General features: G+C 54.1%; 17 protein-coding genes. 9 read left to right on the top strand and 8 right to left on the bottom strand.

Going from position 1 to position 19966, the window contains the following annotated elements; genetic code table 11:
- Positions 1–443: 443 nt before the first annotated feature.
- Together OCH02_RS21540 and mdtD are read left to right on the top strand one after the other, a co-directional pair.
- Positions 444–1133, top strand: a complete 690-nt coding sequence (locus tag OCH02_RS21540) for a FadR/GntR family transcriptional regulator (protein ID WP_261432877.1) — start codon at positions 444–446, stop codon at positions 1131–1133.
- A gap of 64 nt (positions 1134–1197) precedes the next feature.
- A complete protein-coding gene (gene mdtD / locus OCH02_RS21535; RefSeq protein WP_261432876.1) occupies positions 1198–2613 on the top strand; it encodes a multidrug transporter subunit MdtD in 1416 nt (471 codons plus the stop codon).
- On the opposite strand, the gene rbsR is transcribed toward mdtD, so the two are convergent.
- The 7 genes from rbsR to kup form a co-directional block, all read right to left on the bottom strand.
- Positions 2610–3611, bottom strand: coding sequence for a ribose operon transcriptional repressor RbsR (gene rbsR, locus OCH02_RS21530; RefSeq protein WP_261432875.1), 1002 nt, complete (start codon positions 3609–3611; stop codon positions 2610–2612). The genes mdtD and rbsR overlap by 4 nt on opposite strands.
- 5 nt (positions 3612–3616) lie before the next feature.
- Positions 3617–4543, bottom strand: a complete 927-nt coding sequence (rbsK, locus tag OCH02_RS21525) for a ribokinase (RefSeq protein ID WP_261432873.1) — start codon at positions 4541–4543, stop codon at positions 3617–3619.
- A 67-nt stretch (positions 4544–4610) separates the two neighbouring features.
- Complete coding sequence (gene rbsB / locus OCH02_RS21520) at positions 4611–5498, bottom strand: ribose ABC transporter substrate-binding protein RbsB (protein ID WP_261432884.1); 888 nt, start codon at positions 5496–5498, stop codon at positions 4611–4613.
- A gap of 24 nt (positions 5499–5522) precedes the next feature.
- Positions 5523–6488: a ribose ABC transporter permease gene (gene rbsC / locus OCH02_RS21515; RefSeq protein WP_012147567.1), complete on the bottom strand. Its 966-nt coding sequence runs from the start codon at positions 6486–6488 to the stop codon at positions 5523–5525.
- Positions 6489–6494: 6 nt separating this feature from the next.
- Complete coding sequence (gene rbsA / locus OCH02_RS21510) at positions 6495–8000, bottom strand: ribose ABC transporter ATP-binding protein RbsA (RefSeq protein ID WP_261432872.1); 1506 nt, start codon at positions 7998–8000, stop codon at positions 6495–6497.
- 7 nt (positions 8001–8007) lie between these two features.
- Complete coding sequence (gene rbsD / locus OCH02_RS21505; protein ID WP_261132719.1) at positions 8008–8427, bottom strand: D-ribose pyranase; 420 nt, start codon at positions 8425–8427, stop codon at positions 8008–8010.
- Between the two features lie 190 nt (positions 8428–8617).
- Positions 8618–10486: a low affinity potassium transporter Kup gene (kup, locus tag OCH02_RS21500; protein WP_153858531.1), complete on the bottom strand. Its 1869-nt coding sequence runs from the start codon at positions 10484–10486 to the stop codon at positions 8618–8620.
- Positions 10487–10769: 283 nt separating this feature from the next.
- Between kup and ravA the strand changes: the two genes are divergently transcribed.
- The gene (gene ravA, locus OCH02_RS21495) at positions 10770–12278 is read left to right on the top strand and encodes an ATPase RavA (RefSeq protein ID WP_261432871.1); all 1509 of its coding nucleotides are present in this window, start codon (positions 10770–10772) and stop codon (positions 12276–12278) included.
- Positions 12279–12280: 2 nt separating this feature from the next.
- On the top strand, positions 12281–13744 hold the full coding sequence (viaA, locus tag OCH02_RS21490; protein ID WP_135314546.1) for an ATPase RavA stimulator ViaA: 1464 nt from the start codon (positions 12281–12283) through the stop codon (positions 13742–13744).
- 3 nt (positions 13745–13747) lie between these two features.
- Here viaA and asnA read toward each other — a convergent pair whose 3' ends face one another.
- Complete coding sequence (asnA, locus tag OCH02_RS21485; RefSeq protein WP_261152985.1) at positions 13748–14740, bottom strand: aspartate--ammonia ligase; 993 nt, start codon at positions 14738–14740, stop codon at positions 13748–13750.
- Between the two features lie 155 nt (positions 14741–14895).
- Between asnA and asnC the strand changes: the two genes are divergently transcribed.
- The 5 genes from asnC to atpI all read left to right on the top strand — a co-directional run bounded on the left by asnC (position 14896) and on the right by atpI (position 19948).
- Complete coding sequence (gene asnC / locus OCH02_RS21480; protein WP_004950461.1) at positions 14896–15357, top strand: transcriptional regulator AsnC; 462 nt, start codon at positions 14896–14898, stop codon at positions 15355–15357.
- Between the two features lie 97 nt (positions 15358–15454).
- Entirely contained in the window at positions 15455–15895 is a 441-nt protein-coding gene (gene mioC / locus OCH02_RS21475; RefSeq protein WP_012147574.1) for an FMN-binding protein MioC, read from the top strand.
- Between the two features lie 381 nt (positions 15896–16276).
- Complete coding sequence (mnmG, locus tag OCH02_RS21470) at positions 16277–18166, top strand: tRNA uridine-5-carboxymethylaminomethyl(34) synthesis enzyme MnmG (protein ID WP_012147575.1); 1890 nt, start codon at positions 16277–16279, stop codon at positions 18164–18166.
- A gap of 137 nt (positions 18167–18303) precedes the next feature.
- Positions 18304–18924 (top strand): 16S rRNA (guanine(527)-N(7))-methyltransferase RsmG, encoded by a 621-nt coding sequence (gene rsmG / locus OCH02_RS21465; protein ID WP_261432870.1) that lies wholly within the window; start codon positions 18304–18306, stop codon positions 18922–18924.
- Positions 18925–19564: 640 nt separating this feature from the next.
- Positions 19565–19948: a F0F1 ATP synthase subunit I gene (gene atpI, locus OCH02_RS21460; protein WP_037421253.1), complete on the top strand. Its 384-nt coding sequence runs from the start codon at positions 19565–19567 to the stop codon at positions 19946–19948.
- The last annotated feature ends 18 nt before the right edge of the window (positions 19949–19966 follow it).

Here is a 19966-nt window from a genome sequence, read left to right as displayed (position 1 = left end):
AAACAACTTATTGCTTGGTCACTCTTCAAGACTTGATATTTTTTCGAACCCGAAGGTTCTGGATATCGTCTTGTGGAGTGCCCACACAGATTGTCTGATAAATTGTTAAAGAGCAGTGAGTTAGCCGCCGTAGCGCGCTATCTCGAGGTGGCGTATATTACGCTTTTCACCCGAAGAGTCAAGCGTTTATTTCGCTTTTCTCTTTCCGACTGGGCGACTTGGTTCTCGTTAGAGGAGTCGTTGTTCCCGGTCAGTGGAGGCGCATTATAGGGAGTTCTCAGAAGGCCGCAACCCCTAAATGCAAAAAACTTTTCAAGCGCGGATTATTTCAACAAAGCGCTGCACAAGTCAGCGTTTTCGTCACTTTTTCCGGTAAAGAGCCACAAAAGCTGGCGATCCGTAGAGTAAAATAAGAGTAACAATGTCAGTAAGGACTCGCAGCCATGCAATTTAATGCTCAACAACAGGCCGCCCAGCGCAATCTTTCTTATCTACTCGCAGAAAAACTCGGCCAACAAATTCTGGCTGGCGATTATCAGGCCGGCAGCATTCTGCCCGGGGAGATGGAGCTGGGCGAACAGTTCGGCGTTAGCCGTACCGCGGTACGCGAAGCCGTGAAGATGCTGGCAGCCAAAGGTATGCTGTTACCCCGACCACGCATTGGGACCCGGGTGATGCCACAAAGCCAGTGGAACTTTCTCGATCAGGATTTGCTGACCTGGTGGATGACCAAGGAAAACTTCGATCAGGTCATGCAGCACTTCCTTATATTGCGCACTTCTCTGGAACCTCAGGCCTGCTCACTGGCGGCGGCCAATGCCAGCAATCAGCAAACCGCACGACTGGCTGAATTGATGGCGGAAATGCGCGCTCTGCATATCCAGTTCGACCGAGAGCACTGGATCCAGGTGGATACCCAATTCCACCAGCTCATCTATGAAGCGAGCGGCAACCCATTTCTGACCTCATTTGCCAATCTGTTCAGTTCGGTATATCAAAGTTACTTCCGCGCCATCACCGGCAACGAAGTGATTAAGCTCCAGCACCATCAGGCCATCGTCGATGCGATACTCGCCGGTGACAGCGCGGAGGCATTAGCCGCCTGCCAGATTTTGCTCAGAGAGAAAGACTAACGCCCCCTACTTATATATAGAAGAAGATGAAAGGGACGAAGACGACAGTTAACCGGGACTCACAATGACCAAATCCGCGCGCAGTATGGCAGGGCTACCCTGGATCGCCGCCATGGCGTTCTTTATGCAGGCACTGGATGCCACCATCCTCAATACGGCATTGCCGGCGATTGCTCAAAGTCTTGAGCGTTCGCCGTTGGCCATGCAGTCAGCGGTTATCAGCTATACCCTGACGGTAGCGATGCTGATCCCGGTCAGCGGCTGGCTGGCGGATCGCTTCGGTACCCGCCGGGTGTTTATCATCGCCGTTTCTCTGTTTACTCTCGGTTCGCTGCTGTGTGCGCTTTCTCCGACGTTAAGCCTGTTGGTAACTTCACGAGTCATTCAGGGTGTCGGCGGTGCGATGATGATGCCAGTGGCGCGTCTTGCTCTGCTGCGCGCCTATCCTCGCAGCGAACTGTTACCGGTGCTGAACTTCGTGACCATGCCAGGGCTGGTTGGGCCAATCATGGGGCCGATGCTGGGCGGTTGGCTGGTGACCTACGCCACCTGGCACTGGATATTCCTTATCAATATCCCGATTGGCCTGCTCGGCATCTTCTATGCGCGTAAATATATGCCGGACTTTACCACCCCCAAACGGCGCTTCGACTTTATGGGCTTTATGCTGTTTGGGCTGAGCCTGGTACTGGTTTCCACCGGGCTTGAGCTGTTTGGCGAGCAGGTACTGGCCAGCTATATCTCGCTGGGTATTTTACTCAGTGGTGTAGTGATGCTGTTCGGCTATATCGTCCATGCTCGCAGGCACCCTCAACCGCTGATTGGCCTGGACCTGTTCCAGACCCGAACCTTCTCGGTAGGGATTGCCGGTAACGTCGCCTCACGCCTGGGAACCGGCTGTGTCCCCTTCCTGATGCCACTGATGTTGCAGGTGGGTTTCGGTTACTCGGCGATCATTGCCGGTTGCATGATGGCGCCGACTGCGGTCGGCTCATTGATGGCGAAATCCACCGTCACTCAGGTGCTGCGCTGGTTCGGCTATCGTAAAACCCTGGTGGGTATCACCATGATTATCGGCGTGCTGATTGCCCAGTTCGCGCTGCAAAGCCCGGGGATGCCGCTGTGGCTGATGATCCTGCCGTTGTTCGTGCTGGGGATGGCGATGTCTACGCAATTCACCGCCATGAATACCATCAGCCTGGCAGATTTGAATGACGCCAATGCCAGCTCCGGTAACAGCGTGCTGGCAGTGACTCAACAGCTTTCCATCAGCTTCGGGGTGGCGATCAGCGCAGCGGTATTACGTTTCTATCAAACCATGTCGCTGGGTACCATGGTCGATCACTTCCACTACACTTTTATTACCATGGGGATTGTCACCGTGGCCTCGGCGTTTGTGTTTATGCTGCTGAGAAGAAAAGACGGCCGTAACTTGATTAGCGGCCAGGACCCGAAGAAACCGGTTAAAACGGCAGGCTAACGGTAACCGACCGAGGCTCGCTCAACCAGCTCAGGGGTCAACACCAGAACCTGGGCTGCGCGTTCCGGGTTCTGCAGGCGGTTAATCAGCGTATCAATCGCCAATTCTCCCAGTGAATCTTTCGGTTGGTGAATGGTGCTTAACGGTGGGGCCAAATATTTGGCTAGCTCTATATCATCGTAGCCCATCACCGCCATATCCTGCGGTACCGACAATCCGGCCTGATACAGCGCCTGATAGGCACCTACGGCTACCGCATCGTTACCGGCGAATACCGCATGCGGGGGTTCAGCCAGCGCCAGCAGTTGCTTCATGGCATCCACGCCGCCTTCAAACTCAAAATCGCAGTGCACCTCGTACCCCGGCAAGACTGCCAACCCAGCGCGCTGCATGGCTCGACGGTAGCCCTCCAACCGATGGCGGGCGGTAGTTTTATCCTGCGGGCCGGCGATGCAGGCAATCTTGCGATACCCACGGGCGATCAGGTGATCGGTCGCCATCTCACCGCCCAGCAGCGAGTTATCCTGAATGATATCGTTGGCCCCTTCGAACGGCGCCCAATCCATCATGACTATCGGTAACGAAGGATAGCGACTTAGCGCGTCCTGCGATGGCCGATGATTTTCGGTACACATTAACAGCAAACCATCGACGCGTTTTTGCAGCAGCGTCTCCATGTTGCGATTCATGCGTGCGGCATCTTCTTCGGTATTGCACAGGATCAAACTGTAGCCACGTTCATAGCAACTGCGCTCAACGCCACGCACGACTTCGGCATAAAACGGGTTATTGCTGGAGGTAACCAGCATACCGATGGTACGCGTCTGGTTTAGTTTGAGGCTGCGCGCCAGCGCAGAAGGCGCATAGTTCAGTTGTTCAACGGCCGCCATGACTTTGGCTCGCACGCTGTCGCTAACAAAGCGATTATTATTAATGACGTGCGAGACCGTCGAGGTTGAAACGCCCGCCAGGCGGGCAACGTCTTTCATGGTGGCCAAGGGAATTACTCCTGCTGAAGCAAGAAGGTGTCGATCTCTTCGCGCCAGGGTACGGAAGGTTGAGCGCCTGGACGGGTCACCGCAATAGCCGCCGCCGCATGGGCAAATCGTACCGCATCTGCCATTACCTTACCTTCCAGTAGCGCCGTGACCAGTGCCCCGTTGAAGGTATCGCCGGCTGCGATGGTGTCTACTGCTTTAACCTTGAAGCCAGGCACCAGCTTACCCTTGCCGTTTTCACTCAGCCAAACGCCACGACTGCCGAGGGTGATAATCACCGTGGCAATGCCTTTATCATGCAAAGCCTGCGCGGCACGCTCGGCGTCATCATCATTGTTGACCGCAATGCCGGTCAGACGCTGGGCTTCGGTTTCGTTTGGCGTAATCATATCGATCATTGCCAATAATTCGTCCGGCAGTTCACGTGCCGGCGCAGGATTGAGGATCACCTGAGTCTGATGCTGTTTCGCCAGGCCGGCGGCGGCGATAACCGTCTCCAGCGGCGACTCGAGCTGCATCAGCAGCGCGTCAGCATCGATCACTTTTTGCTGATAGCGAGCCAGATAGTCAGGAGTCACTGCCGCATTGGCCCCGGCATCAATGCCGATCACGTTCTCGCCTTCAGCATTAACAAAAATCAGCGCTACGCCGGTCGTGTTTTCGGTAATCGCCTCTATCGGTTGGGTATCAATGCGATCGGTAGCCAGTTGCTGACGAATGCGTTCGCCGATGTCATCAGCGCCTACGCAGGCGATAAAAGCGATATCCGCGCCGCTGCGCCCTGCCGCCACCGCCTGGTTGGCGCCTTTACCGCCAAACGCCACTTTATACTGCTTCCCGATCACCGTTTCACCCGGACGGGGAAACTGCTCAATATTGAGGATATGGTCGGCATTGATACTGCCCAAAACCACCAGCTTACCTGTTGCCATCGCATTGATTCCTGAATTGCGCGCCATCATAAACGCCCCGTTTTGATGGCGCTGGTGCTACAGAGTGTTATTTGGTGACCAGCTTGAGATCAACCGGGATAGTGGCAGGCACTTTTTCGCCTTTCAACACTTTATCCGCCGTTTCTACGCCGATTACGCCGATCTGATCCGGGCGCTGTGCCACGGTCGCTGCCAGTTTTCCGCCTTCAACCGCTTTCACGCCGTCAGCAGTCCCGTCGAAGCCTACCACGACCACGTCGGTTTTACCGGCGGTTTGCAGCGCACGCAGTGCACCCAGCGCCATTTCATCGTTCTGGGCAAACACCGCCTGCACGTCCGGATGAGCAGTCAGCAGGTTCTGCATCACGTTCAGGCCTTTGGTACGGTCGAAGTCTGCCGGCTGGCTGGCCAGCAGTTTGAATTTGTTCTGATCCAACGACTGTTTAAAGCCTTCGCCACGTTCACGAGCGGCGGAGGTACCGGCGATCCCTTCCAGCTGGATCACTTTAGCGTCTGCGCCCACTTTTTTAGCGATAAAGTCACCGGCCATTTTACCGCCGACGCGGTTATCCGAAGCGATATGGCTGATCACTTCACCTTTACTCGCCACACGGTCCAGGGTGATGACCGGGATCTTGGCCTGGTTGGCCATCTTGATGGCGTTGCCGACCGCATCGGAATCGGTTGGGTTAATCAGCAACAACTTGGGTGCCTGCACCATCAGATCCTGTACGTTCGCCAGTTCCTTCGCCGGGTTATTTTGCGAGTCCAGCACCACCAGGTTGTAACCCAGCTTATTGGCTTCCTGCTGTGCGCCCTCTTTCATTGAGACAAAGAACGGGTTATTCAGGGTAGAAACCACCAGCGCGATGGTGTCTTTAGCCAGCGCGTTAGCACTCAGGGTGGCGCTCAGCGCGAAGGCTGCAGCCAGAATTGCCAGTTTTTTCATTTTCATCATCGTGATTCCTGTAGGGGGAGGTTATTTGTTGCTTTTGTTCTCTACCAGAACCGCCAGCAGTATCACCACTGCCTTCACGATCATTTGGTAGTACGAAGAAACACCCAGTAAATTCAGGCCGTTGTTCAGGAAGCCAAGGATCAGCGCCCCGATCAACGTGCCAACAATGCGGCCCTTGCCACCGGCCAGGCTGGTACCACCCAGCACCACTGCGGCAATGGCGTCCAATTCATAGCCGGTACCGGCGGTTGGCTGCGCGGAAGACAGGCGCGCGACTTCGATCACCCCCGCCAGTGCTGCCAACAGTCCACAAAGCGAATAAACGATAATCTTCACTTTATCGACGCTGATGCCGGACAGTCGGGTCGCCGCTTCGTTACCGCCCAGGGCATAAATATAACGGCCCAGACGGGTATGGTGCAGCATGTACCAGGCGGCGATAAACACGATCGCCATGATCCAGATTGGGGTAGGAACGCCCAGCGGACGGCCGATGCCAAACCAGCCGAAGGTATCGGCCACGTCGGTAAAGCCGGTATTCACCGGGCTGCCGTTGGTGTACACCATGGTGACACCGCGCAATAGCAGCATCATCACCAAAGTAGCGATAAACGCCTGCACCTTGCCTTTGGCTACGATCACCCCGGTACAGGCGCCGACTGCCGCTCCCAATGCCAGCGCCGCCGCCACGGCCACCACCGCGTTAACTTCAAAACCGACGATCGACGCCGCCACCGCACCGGTCAGCGCCAGCAGCGATCCCACCGACAAATCGATGCCGGAAGTGAGGATCACCAGCGTCATCCCCACCGCCATAATGGCGTTCACCGAGGTTTGCTGCAGAATATTGAACAGGTTGTTTACAGTGAAGAAATTCGGGCTCATTGAAGAGACCACGGCGATCAGCACCAGCAGAGCAATCAGTGATTTTTGCTCTAACAGCCACTCTTTACTGAACCAGCGTTTTGCCGCACTCTGGGAACTCATATCTGATTACTCCTGCTTTACGCCGTATTGCTTGCCAACGGCCGCAGCCATCAACGCTTCCTGGGTGGCCTGTTCAATCGGGAACTCACCGCTGAGGTGTCCTTCGTGCATCACCAGGATGCGGTCGCTCATGCCCAGCACCTCCGGCATTTCCGAAGACACCAGAATGATGCTCAGCCCTTCCTGCTTGAACTGGTTGATTAACTGATAGATTTCTTTTTTGGCTCCGACATCGACACCGCGTGTCGGCTCATCGAGGATCAGCACCTTTGGCCGCGTCATCAGACCACGGGCGATCGCCACTTTCTGTTGATTACCGCCGGAGAGCAGGCCAATCGGCTGTTCCATCGACGGCGTCTTGATGTTGAACAAACGGATAAAGTCGCCCACGGCCTGTTGTTCTTCTGCCTGTTTCAGGCTGCCACCGGCACGGCTGAAATAGCGCAGGGCCGTCAGCGACATGTTTTCCTTCACCGACATCCCCAGCACCAGGCCATCGCGCTTGCGGTCCTCGGAGATATACACAATGCCGTTCGCCAGACCGTCCTGCGGAGAATGGGTAACCACCGGGCGGCCATCGAGGCTGACGGTACCGGATTTGCGCGGTGCGGCACCGTAGAGAATTTTCATCAGTTCGGTACGCCCGGCGCCCATCAGCCCGGCCACACCTAGTATTTCGCCGCGGTACAGGGTAAAGCTGACGTCATCCACACCCGGGCCGGAAACCTGGTTGACCTCCAGCCGCTTTTCGCCGCGCGGCAGATTCAGGCGTGGGTACTGTTCTTCCAGCTTGCGGCCAACCATCATTTCTATCAGCGAATCTTCCTGCAGCTCGCTGACCGGACGCTCGGCAATGAACTGCCCGTCACGAAACACCGTGACGTCGTCGCAAATTTCAAAGATCTCTTTCAGCCGATGCGAAATATAAACAATGCCGCGCCCTTCAGCCTTCAGCTCGTTGATCACTTTAAATAAAGAGGCGGTTTCAGTGTCAGTTAGCGCATCGGTCGGTTCATCCATAATGATCACTTTGGATTCGAAGCTCAGCACCTTGGCGATTTCCACCATCTGCTGATCGCCTATCGACAGCTCGCCCACCAGCCGGTGGCTGCTGTAACTCAGGTTCAACCGCGCCAACAGTTTGTCGGCTTCGGCATACATGCGCTTCCAGTCGATGCGGCCGATGCGGTTAACAAACTCACGCCCGAGGAAGATGTTTTCCGCAATCGTCAACTGTGGGATCAGGTTCAGTTCCTGATGGATAATGCCAATACCCGCTTCTTGCGAATCCTTTGGCCCGTTGAATGCCACCTCTTTACCGAGAAAATACTGACTGCCGGCGTCTTTGTTATAAATACCGGTCAGCACTTTCATCATGGTGGATTTCCCGGCACCGTTTTCTCCCACCAGCGCCATCACCTTACCGGGATAAACGCTGAGTGCGGCGCCGGAAAGCGCCTTCACGCCGGGAAAGGCTTTATCGATCCCTTTCAGTTGCAGTAAAGGTTGCATAAATGCCTCAGAAAGTTACGCCGGCGCAGAGGATGACATTCGCATACGGCGAGCATTCCCCGCTGCGGATCACTGCCCGGCTATGTTCAGTTTGCGCTTTGAACGCACTGTGGCTGATATAGCTCACGCTGATGGTATTGCCCTGGTGTTGGCCAAGTTCGGTCAGTTGAGCCAACAACGCACGATGGAGCTGCGGATTTTGTTTAACTATCTCTTCCGCCAGAATGGCGCTCTCTACCTGCATTTCCTGTGTCACCACCCCGAGTACCTGCAAAAACGTCGGCACACCCTGGGTCAGCGCCAGATCGATACGCTGCGTTGCCGCCGGAATAGGTAACCCCGCATCACAGATGGCGATCTGGTCGGTATGGCCGAGGCGGGAAACCACGGCAGAAACATCAGCATTCAGCAGCACGCCTTTTTTCATTTTTTCTTCTCACTCCACCAGCGAAACGTTTCGCTTGTATCTGGAGTTTAAAAAAACGCCAACAGAAGGCAACTGGGACAGTGCAGAAATGTGATCGCTATCGAAACGTTTCGCTGGTGTTACCGAGAACATAGTTACCGAGAACATAAACAGAAAGGGCCCAGCCGTTGCTGAGCCCTTGAGGGGGAAGTTAAATCTCGACCTGGGTTCCCAGCTCGATCACCCTATTGGGTGGGATCTCAAACTGGTCCGGCGCACGCAGCGCGTTTCGGCTCAGTGCGATAAACAGCTTGCCGCGCAGGAACAGGTACCACGGCCGCTTGGTCAGGATTAACGACTCATGCGACATAAAGAATGAGGTTTCCGTCATCCGGCATGGCAGCCCTTCCAACCCACAGCGGTGGAACACTTCCTCCACGTTCGGCGTTTCACGCCAGCCGTAGCTGGCCACCACCCGCCAGAAGGTCGGCGAAAGTTGTTCGATGGTCACCCGCCGCACGTTGTGGACGTAAGGCGCATCTTCAGTGCGCAGCGTCAACAGCACCACTCGCTCATGCAGTACCTTATTGTGTTTAAGGTTATGCAGCAGCGCAAAAGGGATCACATTGATGGCACGCGACATAAAGACCGCCGTCCCCGGCACCCGTACCGGCGGTGATTTTTCCAGCGAGGCGATCATTGCTTCGAGGGAATTACCGTGTTCGTGCATGCGGCGCAGCAGCCGGAAACGCTCGCTTTTCCAGGTGGTCATGATGATGAACATCACCAGTGCCAGCAATAATGGCAACCAACCGCCAGAGAACAGCTTCAAGGCGTTGGCGGAGAACATCGGCACATCGATAATCAGCAAGACAACCAGAATGCCAACGGCGAAGAAGCGGTTCCAGTGCCAATTTTTGATCGCCACCGAGGTCACCAGGATACTGGTCAATACCATGGTACCGGTCACCGCAATACCGTATGCCGCCGCCAGGTTGCTGGAGTGCTCGAAACCAATAATCACCAGCACTACCGCGATATACAGCGTCCAGTTGATCACCGGGATGTAGATCTGACCGGATTCCATCTCCGAAGTATGGATGATGCGCATCGGTGACAGATATCCCAGACGCACCGCCTGGCGGGTCAGCGAGAACACGCCGGAGATCACCGCCTGTGAGGCGATAACCGTAGCCAGCGTCGCCAGAATCAACAGCGGGATCAGCGCCCAGTCCGGTGCCAGCAGGAAGAACGGGTTTTTTATTGCCTCAGGATTTTTCAGCAGCAAAGCACCCTGGCCGAAATAATTCAGCACCAGCGAAGGCAGCACCACGGTGAACCAGGCCAGGCGAATAGGGAATTTGCCAAAGTGACCCATGTCGGCGTACAGCGCCTCAACGCCGGTGATCGACAGCACTACCGCACCCAGGGCAAAGAACGAAACCTTCTTATATTCGATAAAGAAGTTCAGCGCCCATTTCGGGTTTAGCGCCTGCAGCACCTCCGGGTTGGCCATGATGCTACGAGCCCCCAGCACCGCCAGAACGATAAACCACAGCAGCATGACCGGCGCAAACAGCTTGCCGACGCTGCCGGTGCCGTGCTTTTGGATGGCGAACAACAGGGTCAATACCAGAATCGACAGCGGGACTATATAGCCATCAAGCGACGGCGCGGCAATTTCCAAACCCTCTATCGCCGACATCACCGATATCGCCGGGGTGATCACCACCTCGCCATAGAAGAAGCTGCCGCCAATCAGACCCAGGATCACCAATATGGACGTTGTCCGCGCCGAAGTATGGCGCCCGGCCAGCGACATCAGCGTCAGTATCCCCCCTTCACCGGCGTTGTCCGCCCGCATGACGTAGGTGAGGTACTTGAGGGAAACAATGATGATTAACATCCAGAAGATCAGCGAAAGAAAACCGAAAACCACGTCTGGACGAACATCGAAGCCGTAATGGCCGGAGAAACACTCTCGGAGAGTATAGAGAGGGCTGGTGCCGATATCACCGTAAACCACCCCAATTGCCGCCAGGGTTACCGCCGATAAGGACTGTTTATGCTCTGTGCTCATAATTCGTTTCTTTATTAGAACATCCGTTAGCGATGCATCCGCATCAGCCAGAGATACGGGCTCTAAGATCCGTTACGCCCACTAAAAGGCGCACAGTATGCACGATTTATACTGCTTGCCTATCCTTATATCAGACCTTAAAAATAAACAAAATGTGAACCAGCCACCCTTTTGATAATAGAAAGATTTTACTAATCAACAAGCTATACCATTAAAAATAATGGTGGTTTATCATCGGATTATCCACCAAGATTGGCTAACTCTCGGACAACACGATAATAATATGGCGCCATCATCACTTCTGGCAGAACGGATATCCCGCCTCAGCAGCGCGCTGGAGAGCGGTCTTTATGAACGGCAGGAAGCAATTCGCCTGTGTTTGCTGGCGGCGCTCAGCGGGGAAAGCGTGTTTCTGCTTGGCCCACCGGGCATTGCCAAAAGCCTGATTGCCCGTCGGTTAAAATTCGCCTTTCGCAGCGCGCGCTCGTTTGAATATCTAATGACGCGCTTTTCAACGCCGGAAGAAGTCTTCGGCCCATTATCAATCCAGGCTTTAAAAGATGAAGGGCGCTACCAGCGCCTGACCGCCGGCTATCTGCCCGAGGCGGAAATCGTCTTTCTGGACGAAATCTGGAAAGCCGGTCCGGCGATCCTCAATACCCTGCTGACGGCGATTAACGAACGCCGTTTCCGTAACGGTAATAACGAAGAACCGATCCCACTGCGGCTGTTGGTCACCGCCTCCAACGAACTGCCGGAAGCCGACAACAGTCTGGAAGCCTTGTATGACCGCATGTTGATACGCCTGTGGTTGGATAAAGTGCAGGACAAACAGAATTTCCGTTCACTGCTGGTCAGCCGCCAGAACGAGAATGAAAACCCGGTGCCCGAAGCACTGAGCATCAGTGACGAGGAATATCACCAGTGGCAACCGCAGATCGACAAAATCAAACTGCCTGAAAATTGCTTTGAACTGATATTCCAACTGCGCCAGCGGCTGGATGCACTGGAAAGTGCTCCGTACGTTTCCGACCGTCGCTGGAAAAAAGCGCTGCGGCTGTTGCAGGCCTGTGCCTTCTTCAGTGGTCGCGACGCCGTGGCCCCAATCGATCTGCTGCTGCTGAAAGACTGCCTGTGGCACGACCTCAGCTCGCTGAAACTACTGCAACAGCAAGTTGAGCAGTTGCTGAACGAGTCGGCCTATCAACAGCAAACCTTGCTGATCCAACTGCAACAAATCCATACCCGCTGGCTACAGCATCAACAACAGCAGAGCGACAGTCACGCTATTACATTGGTAAAAAAGGGCGGCATGTTCAGCAGAAAGCCCCAGTTTGCCCTGGCAACGCCGCTCGGTACCGGCAGCCTGACCCTGCTGCTGCAAAAACCGCTGCAACTGCATGATATTCAGGTCAACCATCTGAGTATTGAAAACAGCGCGCTGGAAAACTGGCTGCAAAAAGGCGGCGACGTACGCGCCAAGCTGAACGGCATTGGCTTTGCTCAGCAGATTGACCTGGAGGTTGACGAGCAACTGTATCTGACGGTACTGGACGTCAGCCGCCAGCCCTCTTTACTGGCCCAGCCCGGCAAGCAAACCAGCGGCACGCCGCAGGCAATGCTGGACGAAATGGACCTGTTGGCTCAGCGCCTGGCAGAGCAGCGTCGGTTATTCAGTCAGCATCAGCCCTGCCTGTTTACCCCTGCCGCCAGGCTGGCAAAAATTGAGGCCAGCCTGCTGCAGGTGGCGGAACAAATCAAACAGCAGTACCAGCAAATGCGCGGCCAGTAATTATGCTCAGCCTGGAAACTCTCGATCTGCTGCTGGCGATCACCGAAGGTGAGCTGATCGAGGAGATGATCATCGGCATGCTGGCGGCACCGCAGCTGTCGATTTTCTTCAAAAAGTTTCCGGCGATCCGCCGGGCGCTGGATCGCGACCTGCCGCGCTGGAAGCTACAGCTGAAAGAACGCCTGCATGAAGCCATGGTGCCGCCCGCGCTGGCACAGGAATTCTATCGTTATCAACAGTGCCAGCTAGAGAACAATACCCAGTTCTTCCATAACCTTAATGACACCCTGGATCTGCTGCGGCAGCTGGTTTCTCCCTTTTATGAGCAGGCGCGCTCACTGGTGGACGCCGCCGATCTGCCCAACCATCCACTGGATGACAGCTTCCAAACCCTGTTTCTGCAGCGCTGGCGTATCAGCCTGACGCTGCAGGCCACCATGATGCATCACCAATTGCTGGAACAGGAACGCGAACAGCTGATGGCGGAGCTGCAGGAACGTCTGGCGCTGAGTGGTGCACTGGAGCCGCTGCTGTCGGAAAACGACACCGCTGCCGGGCGGCTGTGGGATATGAGTAAAGGCCATCTGCAACGGGGTGATTATCAACGGCTGGTGGAATACGGTAATTTCTTGCAGCAGCAACCAGAACTGAAAAAGCTGGCGCAGCAGTTGGGACGCAGCTATCAGGCCAAGGCGGTGCAACAGCAGGACGCGTTGCCGGAACCGTTCCGCGTAATGGTGCAGGTACCGGCAACGCTGCCGGAAGAGGTCAGCGGCATTCACCAGAGCGACGATATTCTGCGCCTGCTGCCGCCCGAGTTGGTCACGCTGGGCATTGAAGAGCTGGAATTTGAGTTTTACCGCCGCCTGCTGGAAAAACGGCTATTGAGTTATCGTCTGCAGGGCGATGTCTGGCAGGAACAGATCCATATCCGCCAGGTCACTCACCAGCAGCAGGATCAACAACCTCGCGGGCCGTTTATTGTCTGTGTGGATACTTCAGGGTCGATGGGCGGTTTTAACGAGCAGTGCGCCAAGGCTTTCTGTCTGGCGCTGTTGCGCATTGCGCTGGCGGATAACCGCCGCTGCTACATCATGCTGTTCGCCAACCAGATCGTACATTACGAACTGACTGCCGCCAGCGGTATTGAGCAGGCGGTGCGCTTTCTCGGCCAGCATTTTCGCGGCGGTACCGATCTGGCGGCCTGCCTGAATGCCACGTTGAGCAAAATGACGGAAAGCGGCTGGTTCGACGCCGACGCAGTGATCATTTCTGACTTTATTGCCCAGCGATTGCCGGAAGAGATAATAAAGAAGGTTAAACAACAGCAGCAAAACCACCAGCAGCGTTTCCACGCAGTGGCGATGTCCAACTACGGCAAGCCCGGTATCATGCGCATTTTCGATCATATCTGGCGCTTTGATACCGGGTTAAAAAGCCGCTTAATGCGCCGCTGGCGGCGCTGAGTATTACAGCAGCCCTTCTACCGCCTCACGTACCTGAGGTGACCACACGCCGCACTGTACCTGCCCGATGTGCGACAGTTGCAGCAATAGCATCACCAGGCGCGACTGACCGATACCGCCACCGATGGTTTGTGGCATCTCGCCGCGCAGCAGTGACTGATGCCATTCCAGCGCCAGGCGATCTTCATCACCGGTCTGTGCCAATTGGCGTTTCAGCGCGCTGGCGTCAACGCGGATCCCCATAGAAGAAAGTTCGAAGGCGTCCTGCAGCACCGGGTTCCATACCAGGATGTCACCGTTCAGGCCGGCCAGCCCTTCAGCTGCCGGCGTAGTCCAGTCATCATAATCCGGCGCACGCACATCGTGTGATTTGCCGTGCGACAATTTGCCACCAATACCCATCAGGAATACCGCGCCCAGCTCTTTGGCAATCGCCCGCTCACGGCCTTTGGCATCCAGTTCAGGGTAGCGTTGCAGCAGGGTTTCGCTGTGCACAAAATGGATTTGCTCCGGCAGGAACGGCGTTAAGCCATATTCGCGACTCACTTCCCCTTCGGTAGCCTTAATCGCCGCATAAATGCTGCGCACGGTGCTTTCGAGGTAATCCTGGCTGCGTTCGCCATCGCCCATCACCCGCTCCCAGTCCCATTGATCAACGTAGACAGAATGGATGGCGCTCAGACGATCTTCGTCCGGACGCAGTGCTTTCATATGGGTATACAGGCCTTCACCAGCACCAAAGTCATAGCTACCCAGCGTTTTACGCTTCCATTTGGCCAGCGAGTGCACCACTTCGAAGGTGGCGTCCGGCAGGGTTTTCACCTTAACCTGTACCGCTTTCTCGCTACCGGACAGGTTGTCCTGGGTACCGTCGCCCAAACGGCTGAGGATCGGTGCCTGCACTTCGATCAGGCCAAGCTGTTGTTCCAACTGGCGGGAGAAAAAGGATTTAACCAGGCTGATTTGTTGTTGTTTTTGAATAAATTGTTTTTTCATTGCCGTATCTCTTATAAACCTGTCTCTGTTGCCAACGATTAAGCAACAGAACGGCACTACAATTCAATATCCGCTAATCAATATTGCCTTTTCACTTTTAATCGTTCATTTTTATGCGGTAATAATTCAACAATCAGCAATTAGTGGGGGATTAAATGGCTGAAAATTATCAGATCGATAATCTCGATCGCGGCATCCTTAATGCCTTGATGGAAAACGCGCGCACGCCTTATGCCGAACTGGCGAAGAACTTTGCCGTCAGCCCCGGCACCATTCATGTACGAGTGGAGAAGATGAAACAGGCCGGTATCATCACCGGTGCACGGGTAGACGTGAACCCCAAACGCCTGGGTTACGACGTCTGCTGTTTTATCGGCATTATATTAAAGAGTGCCAAAGACTATCCTTCCGCATTGAAAAAGCTCGAAAGTCTGGAGGAGGTGGTTGAGGCCTATTACACCACCGGCCACTACAGCGTGTTTATCAAAGTAATGTGCCGCTCGATAGATGCGCTGCAACAAGTACTTATCAACAAGATCCAGACGATAGACGAGATCCAGTCTACGGAAACCCTGATCTCGCTGCAGAACCCCATCATGCGTACCATCACCCCCTAGCCAACTATTTACTATACCCATATTATCCACAGGTAGATCCCAGCCGATTCACAGCGTACAATGCTGCCACTTTGAGAAGGCTGGGATCATTCATTTCATGGCAGACATTACTCTGATCAGTGGCAGTACGCTTGGCAGTGCCGAGTACGTAGCCGAGCACCTGGCTGAAAAGCTGGAGGCCGCAGGCTTTACTACCGAGACGCTGCACGGCCCTGAATTGGATGAACTGACCCTGTCCGGACGCTGGCTGGTGGTGTCTTCGACCCATGGCGCCGGGGATTTACCGGATAACCTGCAACCGCTGCTGGAACAAATAGAAGAACAGCTTCCTGACTTGTCTCAGGTGCAGTTCGGCGCAGTCGGTTTGGGCAGCTCTGAATACGATACTTTCTGTGGCGCGATCCAGCGGATCGACGATCTTCTGATCGCTCGTGGAGCAAAAAGGATCGGCGATCGGCTCGAGATCGACGTGACTGAACACGAAATTCCTGAGGATCCAGCTGAGGAATGGGTGAAAAATTGGATTAATTTACTCTAATTTGTTCAAAGATCACCCGAACGATTGTGGATAACTATGCTTAAAAGCAGGGTAAAACCGGTAGTTATCCCAATAACAACCTTAGGTCGCTTTTTGTCCTGTGCATAACATGCCATTTAGATCCCAGCTTATAAGCCATAGGATCACCGATCATTCACAGCTAACGATCCTCCTTAATTAGCTGATCTCAATCGCGAATAATCACTTATCCACAGAAGATCGCGATCCTAATAAGAGATCTAATAAAGAGATCTTTAAATAAAAAGATCTTCTTTTAATTACTCAAGGATCCTGACCACTTGGTCGATCGACTAAACTTGAGTAGAATCCTCCACCCCAGGGCAAACAACGATCGTTCGCAATACGACGAGGTGCAGTTCCATGTTTTATCCAGAGCAATTTGACGTCATCATCATCGGTGGTGGCCATGCCGGTACCGAAGCCGCTATGGCTGCGGCACGTATGGGACGTCAGACTTTATTACTGACTCACAATATCGATACGCTGGGGCAAATGTCTTGCAACCCGGCGATTGGCGGTATTGGTAAAGGGCATCTGGTTAAGGAAATTGATGCACTTGGCGGCCTGATGGCCACGGCGATCGACCATGCGGGTATCCAGTTTAGGATACTAAACGCCAGCAAAGGCCCTGCGGTACGAGCCACCCGAGCTCAGGCTGACCGAGTACTGTATCGCCAAGCGGTACGTACTGCCCTGGAGAACCAGCCCAATCTGATGATCTTCCAGCAACCGGTCGAAGATCTGATCGTGGAAAACGATCGCGTTGTCGGTGCTGTGACCCAAATGGGGCTGAAATTCCGCGCCAAAGCGGTGGTACTGACCGTAGGGACCTTCCTGGACGGCAAGATCCACATTGGTCTGGAGAACTACAGCGGTGGCCGTGCCGGAGATCCGCCGTCGATCTCACTGTCACAGCGACTGCGTGAATTGCCTTTGCGTGTCAACCGACTGAAAACCGGCACACCGCCGCGTATCGATGCCCGCAGCATAGATTTCAGCGTATTGGCACCTCAACACGGTGATACACCGATCCCGGTGTTCTCGTTCATGGGCAACGCCGGGCAACACCCTGAGCAAATGGCGTGTTACATCACCTATACCAATGAAAAAACCCATGATGTGATCCGTAATAACCTCGATCGCAGCCCGATGTATGCCGGGATCATCGAAGGGATCGGCCCGCGTTACTGCCCGTCGATCGAAGATAAGGTGATGCGTTTTGCCGATCGTAACGCACACCAGATCTTCCTCGAGCCGGAAGGCCTGACCAGCAATGAAATTTATCCAAACGGCATCTCCACCAGCCTGCCGTTTGACGTACAGATGCAGATTGTTCGTTCGATGGAAGGCATGCAGAATGCCCGAATCATTCGACCTGGCTATGCCATCGAATATGATTTCTTCGATCCTCGTGATTTGAAGCCGACACTGGAAAGCAAATTTATTCAGGGCCTGTTCTTCGCCGGCCAGATCAACGGCACCACCGGTTACGAAGAGGCTGCAGCGCAAGGCCTGTTGGCCGGCCTGAATGCCGGACGCTACGCCAATGAAGACGAAGGCTGGTCGCCACGCCGCGATCAGGCTTATCTGGGCGTGCTGGTGGACGACCTCAGCACCCTGGGTACCAAAGAGCCGTACCGCATGTTTACTTCACGTGCCGAATACCGCCTGATGTTACGTGAAGACAATGCCGATCTGCGTCTGACGGAAAAGGGCCGTGAACTGGGCCTGGTGGACGATGCCCGCTGGGCTCGCTTTAGCGAAAAACTCGAGCACATCGAACAGGAGCGTCAGCGCTTGCGCGACATCTGGATGCACCCGCACGCCGAAAACGTCGAGCAGGTGAACGCGCTGCTGAAAGCACCGCTGTCGCGTGAAGCCAACGGTGAAGAACTGCTGCGCCGCCCGGAAATGGATTACACGCAATTGACCTCCGTCGCGGCATTTGCGCCGCCGCTGGCCGATACCCAGGCAGCCGAGCAGGTTGAGATCCAGGTAAAATACGAAGGTTATATTGCTCGTCAGCAGGAAGAGATCGAAAAACAGCAGCGCAATGAAAACACCGTGCTGCCGTTGGATCTTGATTACCAGCAGGTTTCCGGCCTGTCGAATGAAGTGATCGCCAAGTTGAATGACCACAAGCCGAATTCTATCGGCCAGGCTTCCCGCATTTCAGGCATTACGCCGGCGGCGATCTCAATTCTACTTATTTGGTTGAAAAAGCAGGGGCTGCTCCGCCGCAGCGCATAAATCCTGTTTTTAGGCGGCCGTTTGATTATTTGATCAGCAAACGGCCGCTGACATCGTTTCTGGCCTGAATTATTATGGTCACCTTCTTGGGCAGCCCCTACCTGGCTTGCCGTTGTGCGCCAGTCTAAGGACTCATTGTGCAGAAAAAATTAGATTCGTTGCTCAAAGCGGCAGGCATTACGCTTCCCGATCGGCAAAAACAGCAGTTGCTGGGCTATGTCGGCATGCTGGATAAGTGGAACAAGGCGTATAACCTCACTTCGGTGCGCGATCCGCAGCAAATGCTGGTTCGCCATATTCTCGACAGCATCGTAGTTAACCCGCATCTGCAGGGTAAGCGTTTTATCGACGTGGGCACCGGCCCCGGCTTGCCAGGCATTCCGCTGGCAATTGTTCGCCCTGATTCCCATTTTACCTTGCTGGACAGCCTGGGTAAGCGTGTGCGCTTCCTGCGTCAGGTGCAGCATGAACTGGGGTTGACCAACGTTGAGCCGGTTCAGAGCCGCGTTGAGGCGTTTCCTGCGGAGCCGCCGTTTGACGGCGTCATCAGCCGCGCCTTCGCCTCACTGCAGGATATGCTGTCCTGGTGTCATCACTTGCCGGCAAAAGGGCAGGGGCGTTTCTACGCGTTGAAAGGGGTGCGCCCAGACGAAGAGCTGACGCAGTTGCCGGAAGGCATCGAGTTGGAATCGGTAGTACGTCTGCAGGTACCTGAACTCGAAGGTGAACGCCATCTGGTGATCCTTAAGGCAAACTGAGTTTGTTTTTGATCAAGTAAGCGCGAATTAAAAGATAGTGCCAGTGGTTAAAGTAAGCAGGCTAATCAATAGGTGGTTTTTTTAGTTAATTTACTTTTTATTAACACCAAAATAGCCACCGATTGGCGACAATAGGGTAATTGCAGGTCGTAATAGTTGCGTTAGCAACCATAAGTGAAGGATCTTGCTTTGCTGCTAATGTTAATTAGCTGTTGGAATATTATCCCTGAAGCTGTCAATAAAAGGTTTTTAGCGGGTAGACGGATTGTTTTTGAACAGTTAACTTGTAATATTCTGATTTATAATATCTTTTTGATCGCCCGATTTGCTAAAGACGCTTTGGCTGGCCGTGGGCTATAAATCAGAAATAGGTATTATTGTGAGCAACTACACGTTTCTTACTGTAACACTGGAATAATCAGACAATTAAATGAGCCCTATTATTCCGACCGTTTTCTTGTGAAAATAGCCTGAAATGGGGGAATTTAAATAATTGTTCACCTTTTCGCTACTTATCGATTGAATTCGTTGGTATGCCCCGTATAATTTGCTCGTTTTTTGCTGCTTGACTCAGAGCAGTAAAGACAGTTTTATACGTCACTCAGCATACCTCCTCAGGGGTACGGAGAGAACAAACGTCATGTCTGTGTCCCTTTACAGCGGAAAAGTTGCTCGCAAATTGCTGTTTCTGCAGTTAATGACTTTTGTTCTGATCAGCGCTGCTTTCGGTCTGAAAAGCCTGGAATGGAGCGGTTCGGCACTGGCGGGCGGTCTCGCTGCCTGGTTGCCGAGTACCATGTTTATGCTGTTTGCCTTGCGCCATCAGGCGCAGACGCCGGCACCCGGTCGGGTTGCCTGGTCGTTCGCCATCGGCGAGGGATTAAAGGTCCTGATCACCATAGTTTTGTTGATCGTGGCGCTTGGGGTGTTTAAAGCGGCGTTTATACCGCTTGGCCTGACCTATTTAGCGGTGTTAGTGGTGCAGATAGTGGCACCGGCCGTGATTAACAGTTACCGAACTTAACTAAAAGGGTAAGAGGCA

This window comes from Serratia quinivorans, assembly GCF_946227985.1.
GTDB classification, from domain to species: Bacteria; Pseudomonadota; Gammaproteobacteria; order Enterobacterales; family Enterobacteriaceae; genus Serratia; species Serratia quinivorans_A.
Note: the sequence above shows the minus strand (reverse complement) of the source record. Positions and strands in the feature narration are given on the sequence as shown.

What these genes read in the sequence shown, in the direction of transcription:
- OCH02_RS21540 (WP_261432877.1), top strand. Translation starts at nt 444, where the DNA reads ATGCAATTTAATGCTCAACAACAGGCCGCCCAGCGCAATCTTTCTTAT.
- mdtD (WP_261432876.1), top strand. Translation starts at nt 1,198, where the DNA reads ATGACCAAATCCGCGCGCAGTATGGCAGGGCTACCCTGGATCGCCGCC.
- rbsK (WP_261432873.1), bottom strand. Translation starts at nt 4,543, where the DNA reads ATGGCAACAGGTAAGCTGGTGGTTTTGGGCAGTATCAATGCCGACCAT.
- rbsB (WP_261432884.1), bottom strand. Translation starts at nt 5,498, where the DNA reads ATGAAAATGAAAAAACTGGCAATTCTGGCTGCAGCCTTCGCGCTGAGC.
- rbsC (WP_012147567.1), bottom strand. Translation starts at nt 6,488, where the DNA reads ATGAGTTCCCAGAGTGCGGCAAAACGCTGGTTCAGTAAAGAGTGGCTG.
- rbsA (WP_261432872.1), bottom strand. Translation starts at nt 8,000, where the DNA reads ATGCAACCTTTACTGCAACTGAAAGGGATCGATAAAGCCTTTCCCGGC.
- rbsD (WP_261132719.1), bottom strand. Translation starts at nt 8,427, where the DNA reads ATGAAAAAAGGCGTGCTGCTGAATGCTGATGTTTCTGCCGTGGTTTCC.
- kup (WP_153858531.1), bottom strand. Translation starts at nt 10,486, where the DNA reads ATGAGCACAGAGCATAAACAGTCCTTATCGGCGGTAACCCTGGCGGCA.
- ravA (WP_261432871.1), top strand. Translation starts at nt 10,770, where the DNA reads ATGGCGCCATCATCACTTCTGGCAGAACGGATATCCCGCCTCAGCAGC.
- viaA (WP_135314546.1), top strand. Translation starts at nt 12,281, where the DNA reads ATGCTCAGCCTGGAAACTCTCGATCTGCTGCTGGCGATCACCGAAGGT.
- asnA (WP_261152985.1), bottom strand. Translation starts at nt 14,740, where the DNA reads ATGAAAAAACAATTTATTCAAAAACAACAACAAATCAGCCTGGTTAAA.
- asnC (WP_004950461.1), top strand. Translation starts at nt 14,896, where the DNA reads ATGGCTGAAAATTATCAGATCGATAATCTCGATCGCGGCATCCTTAAT.
- mioC (WP_012147574.1), top strand. Translation starts at nt 15,455, where the DNA reads ATGGCAGACATTACTCTGATCAGTGGCAGTACGCTTGGCAGTGCCGAG.
- mnmG (WP_012147575.1), top strand. Translation starts at nt 16,277, where the DNA reads ATGTTTTATCCAGAGCAATTTGACGTCATCATCATCGGTGGTGGCCAT.
- atpI (WP_037421253.1), top strand. Translation starts at nt 19,565, where the DNA reads ATGTCTGTGTCCCTTTACAGCGGAAAAGTTGCTCGCAAATTGCTGTTT.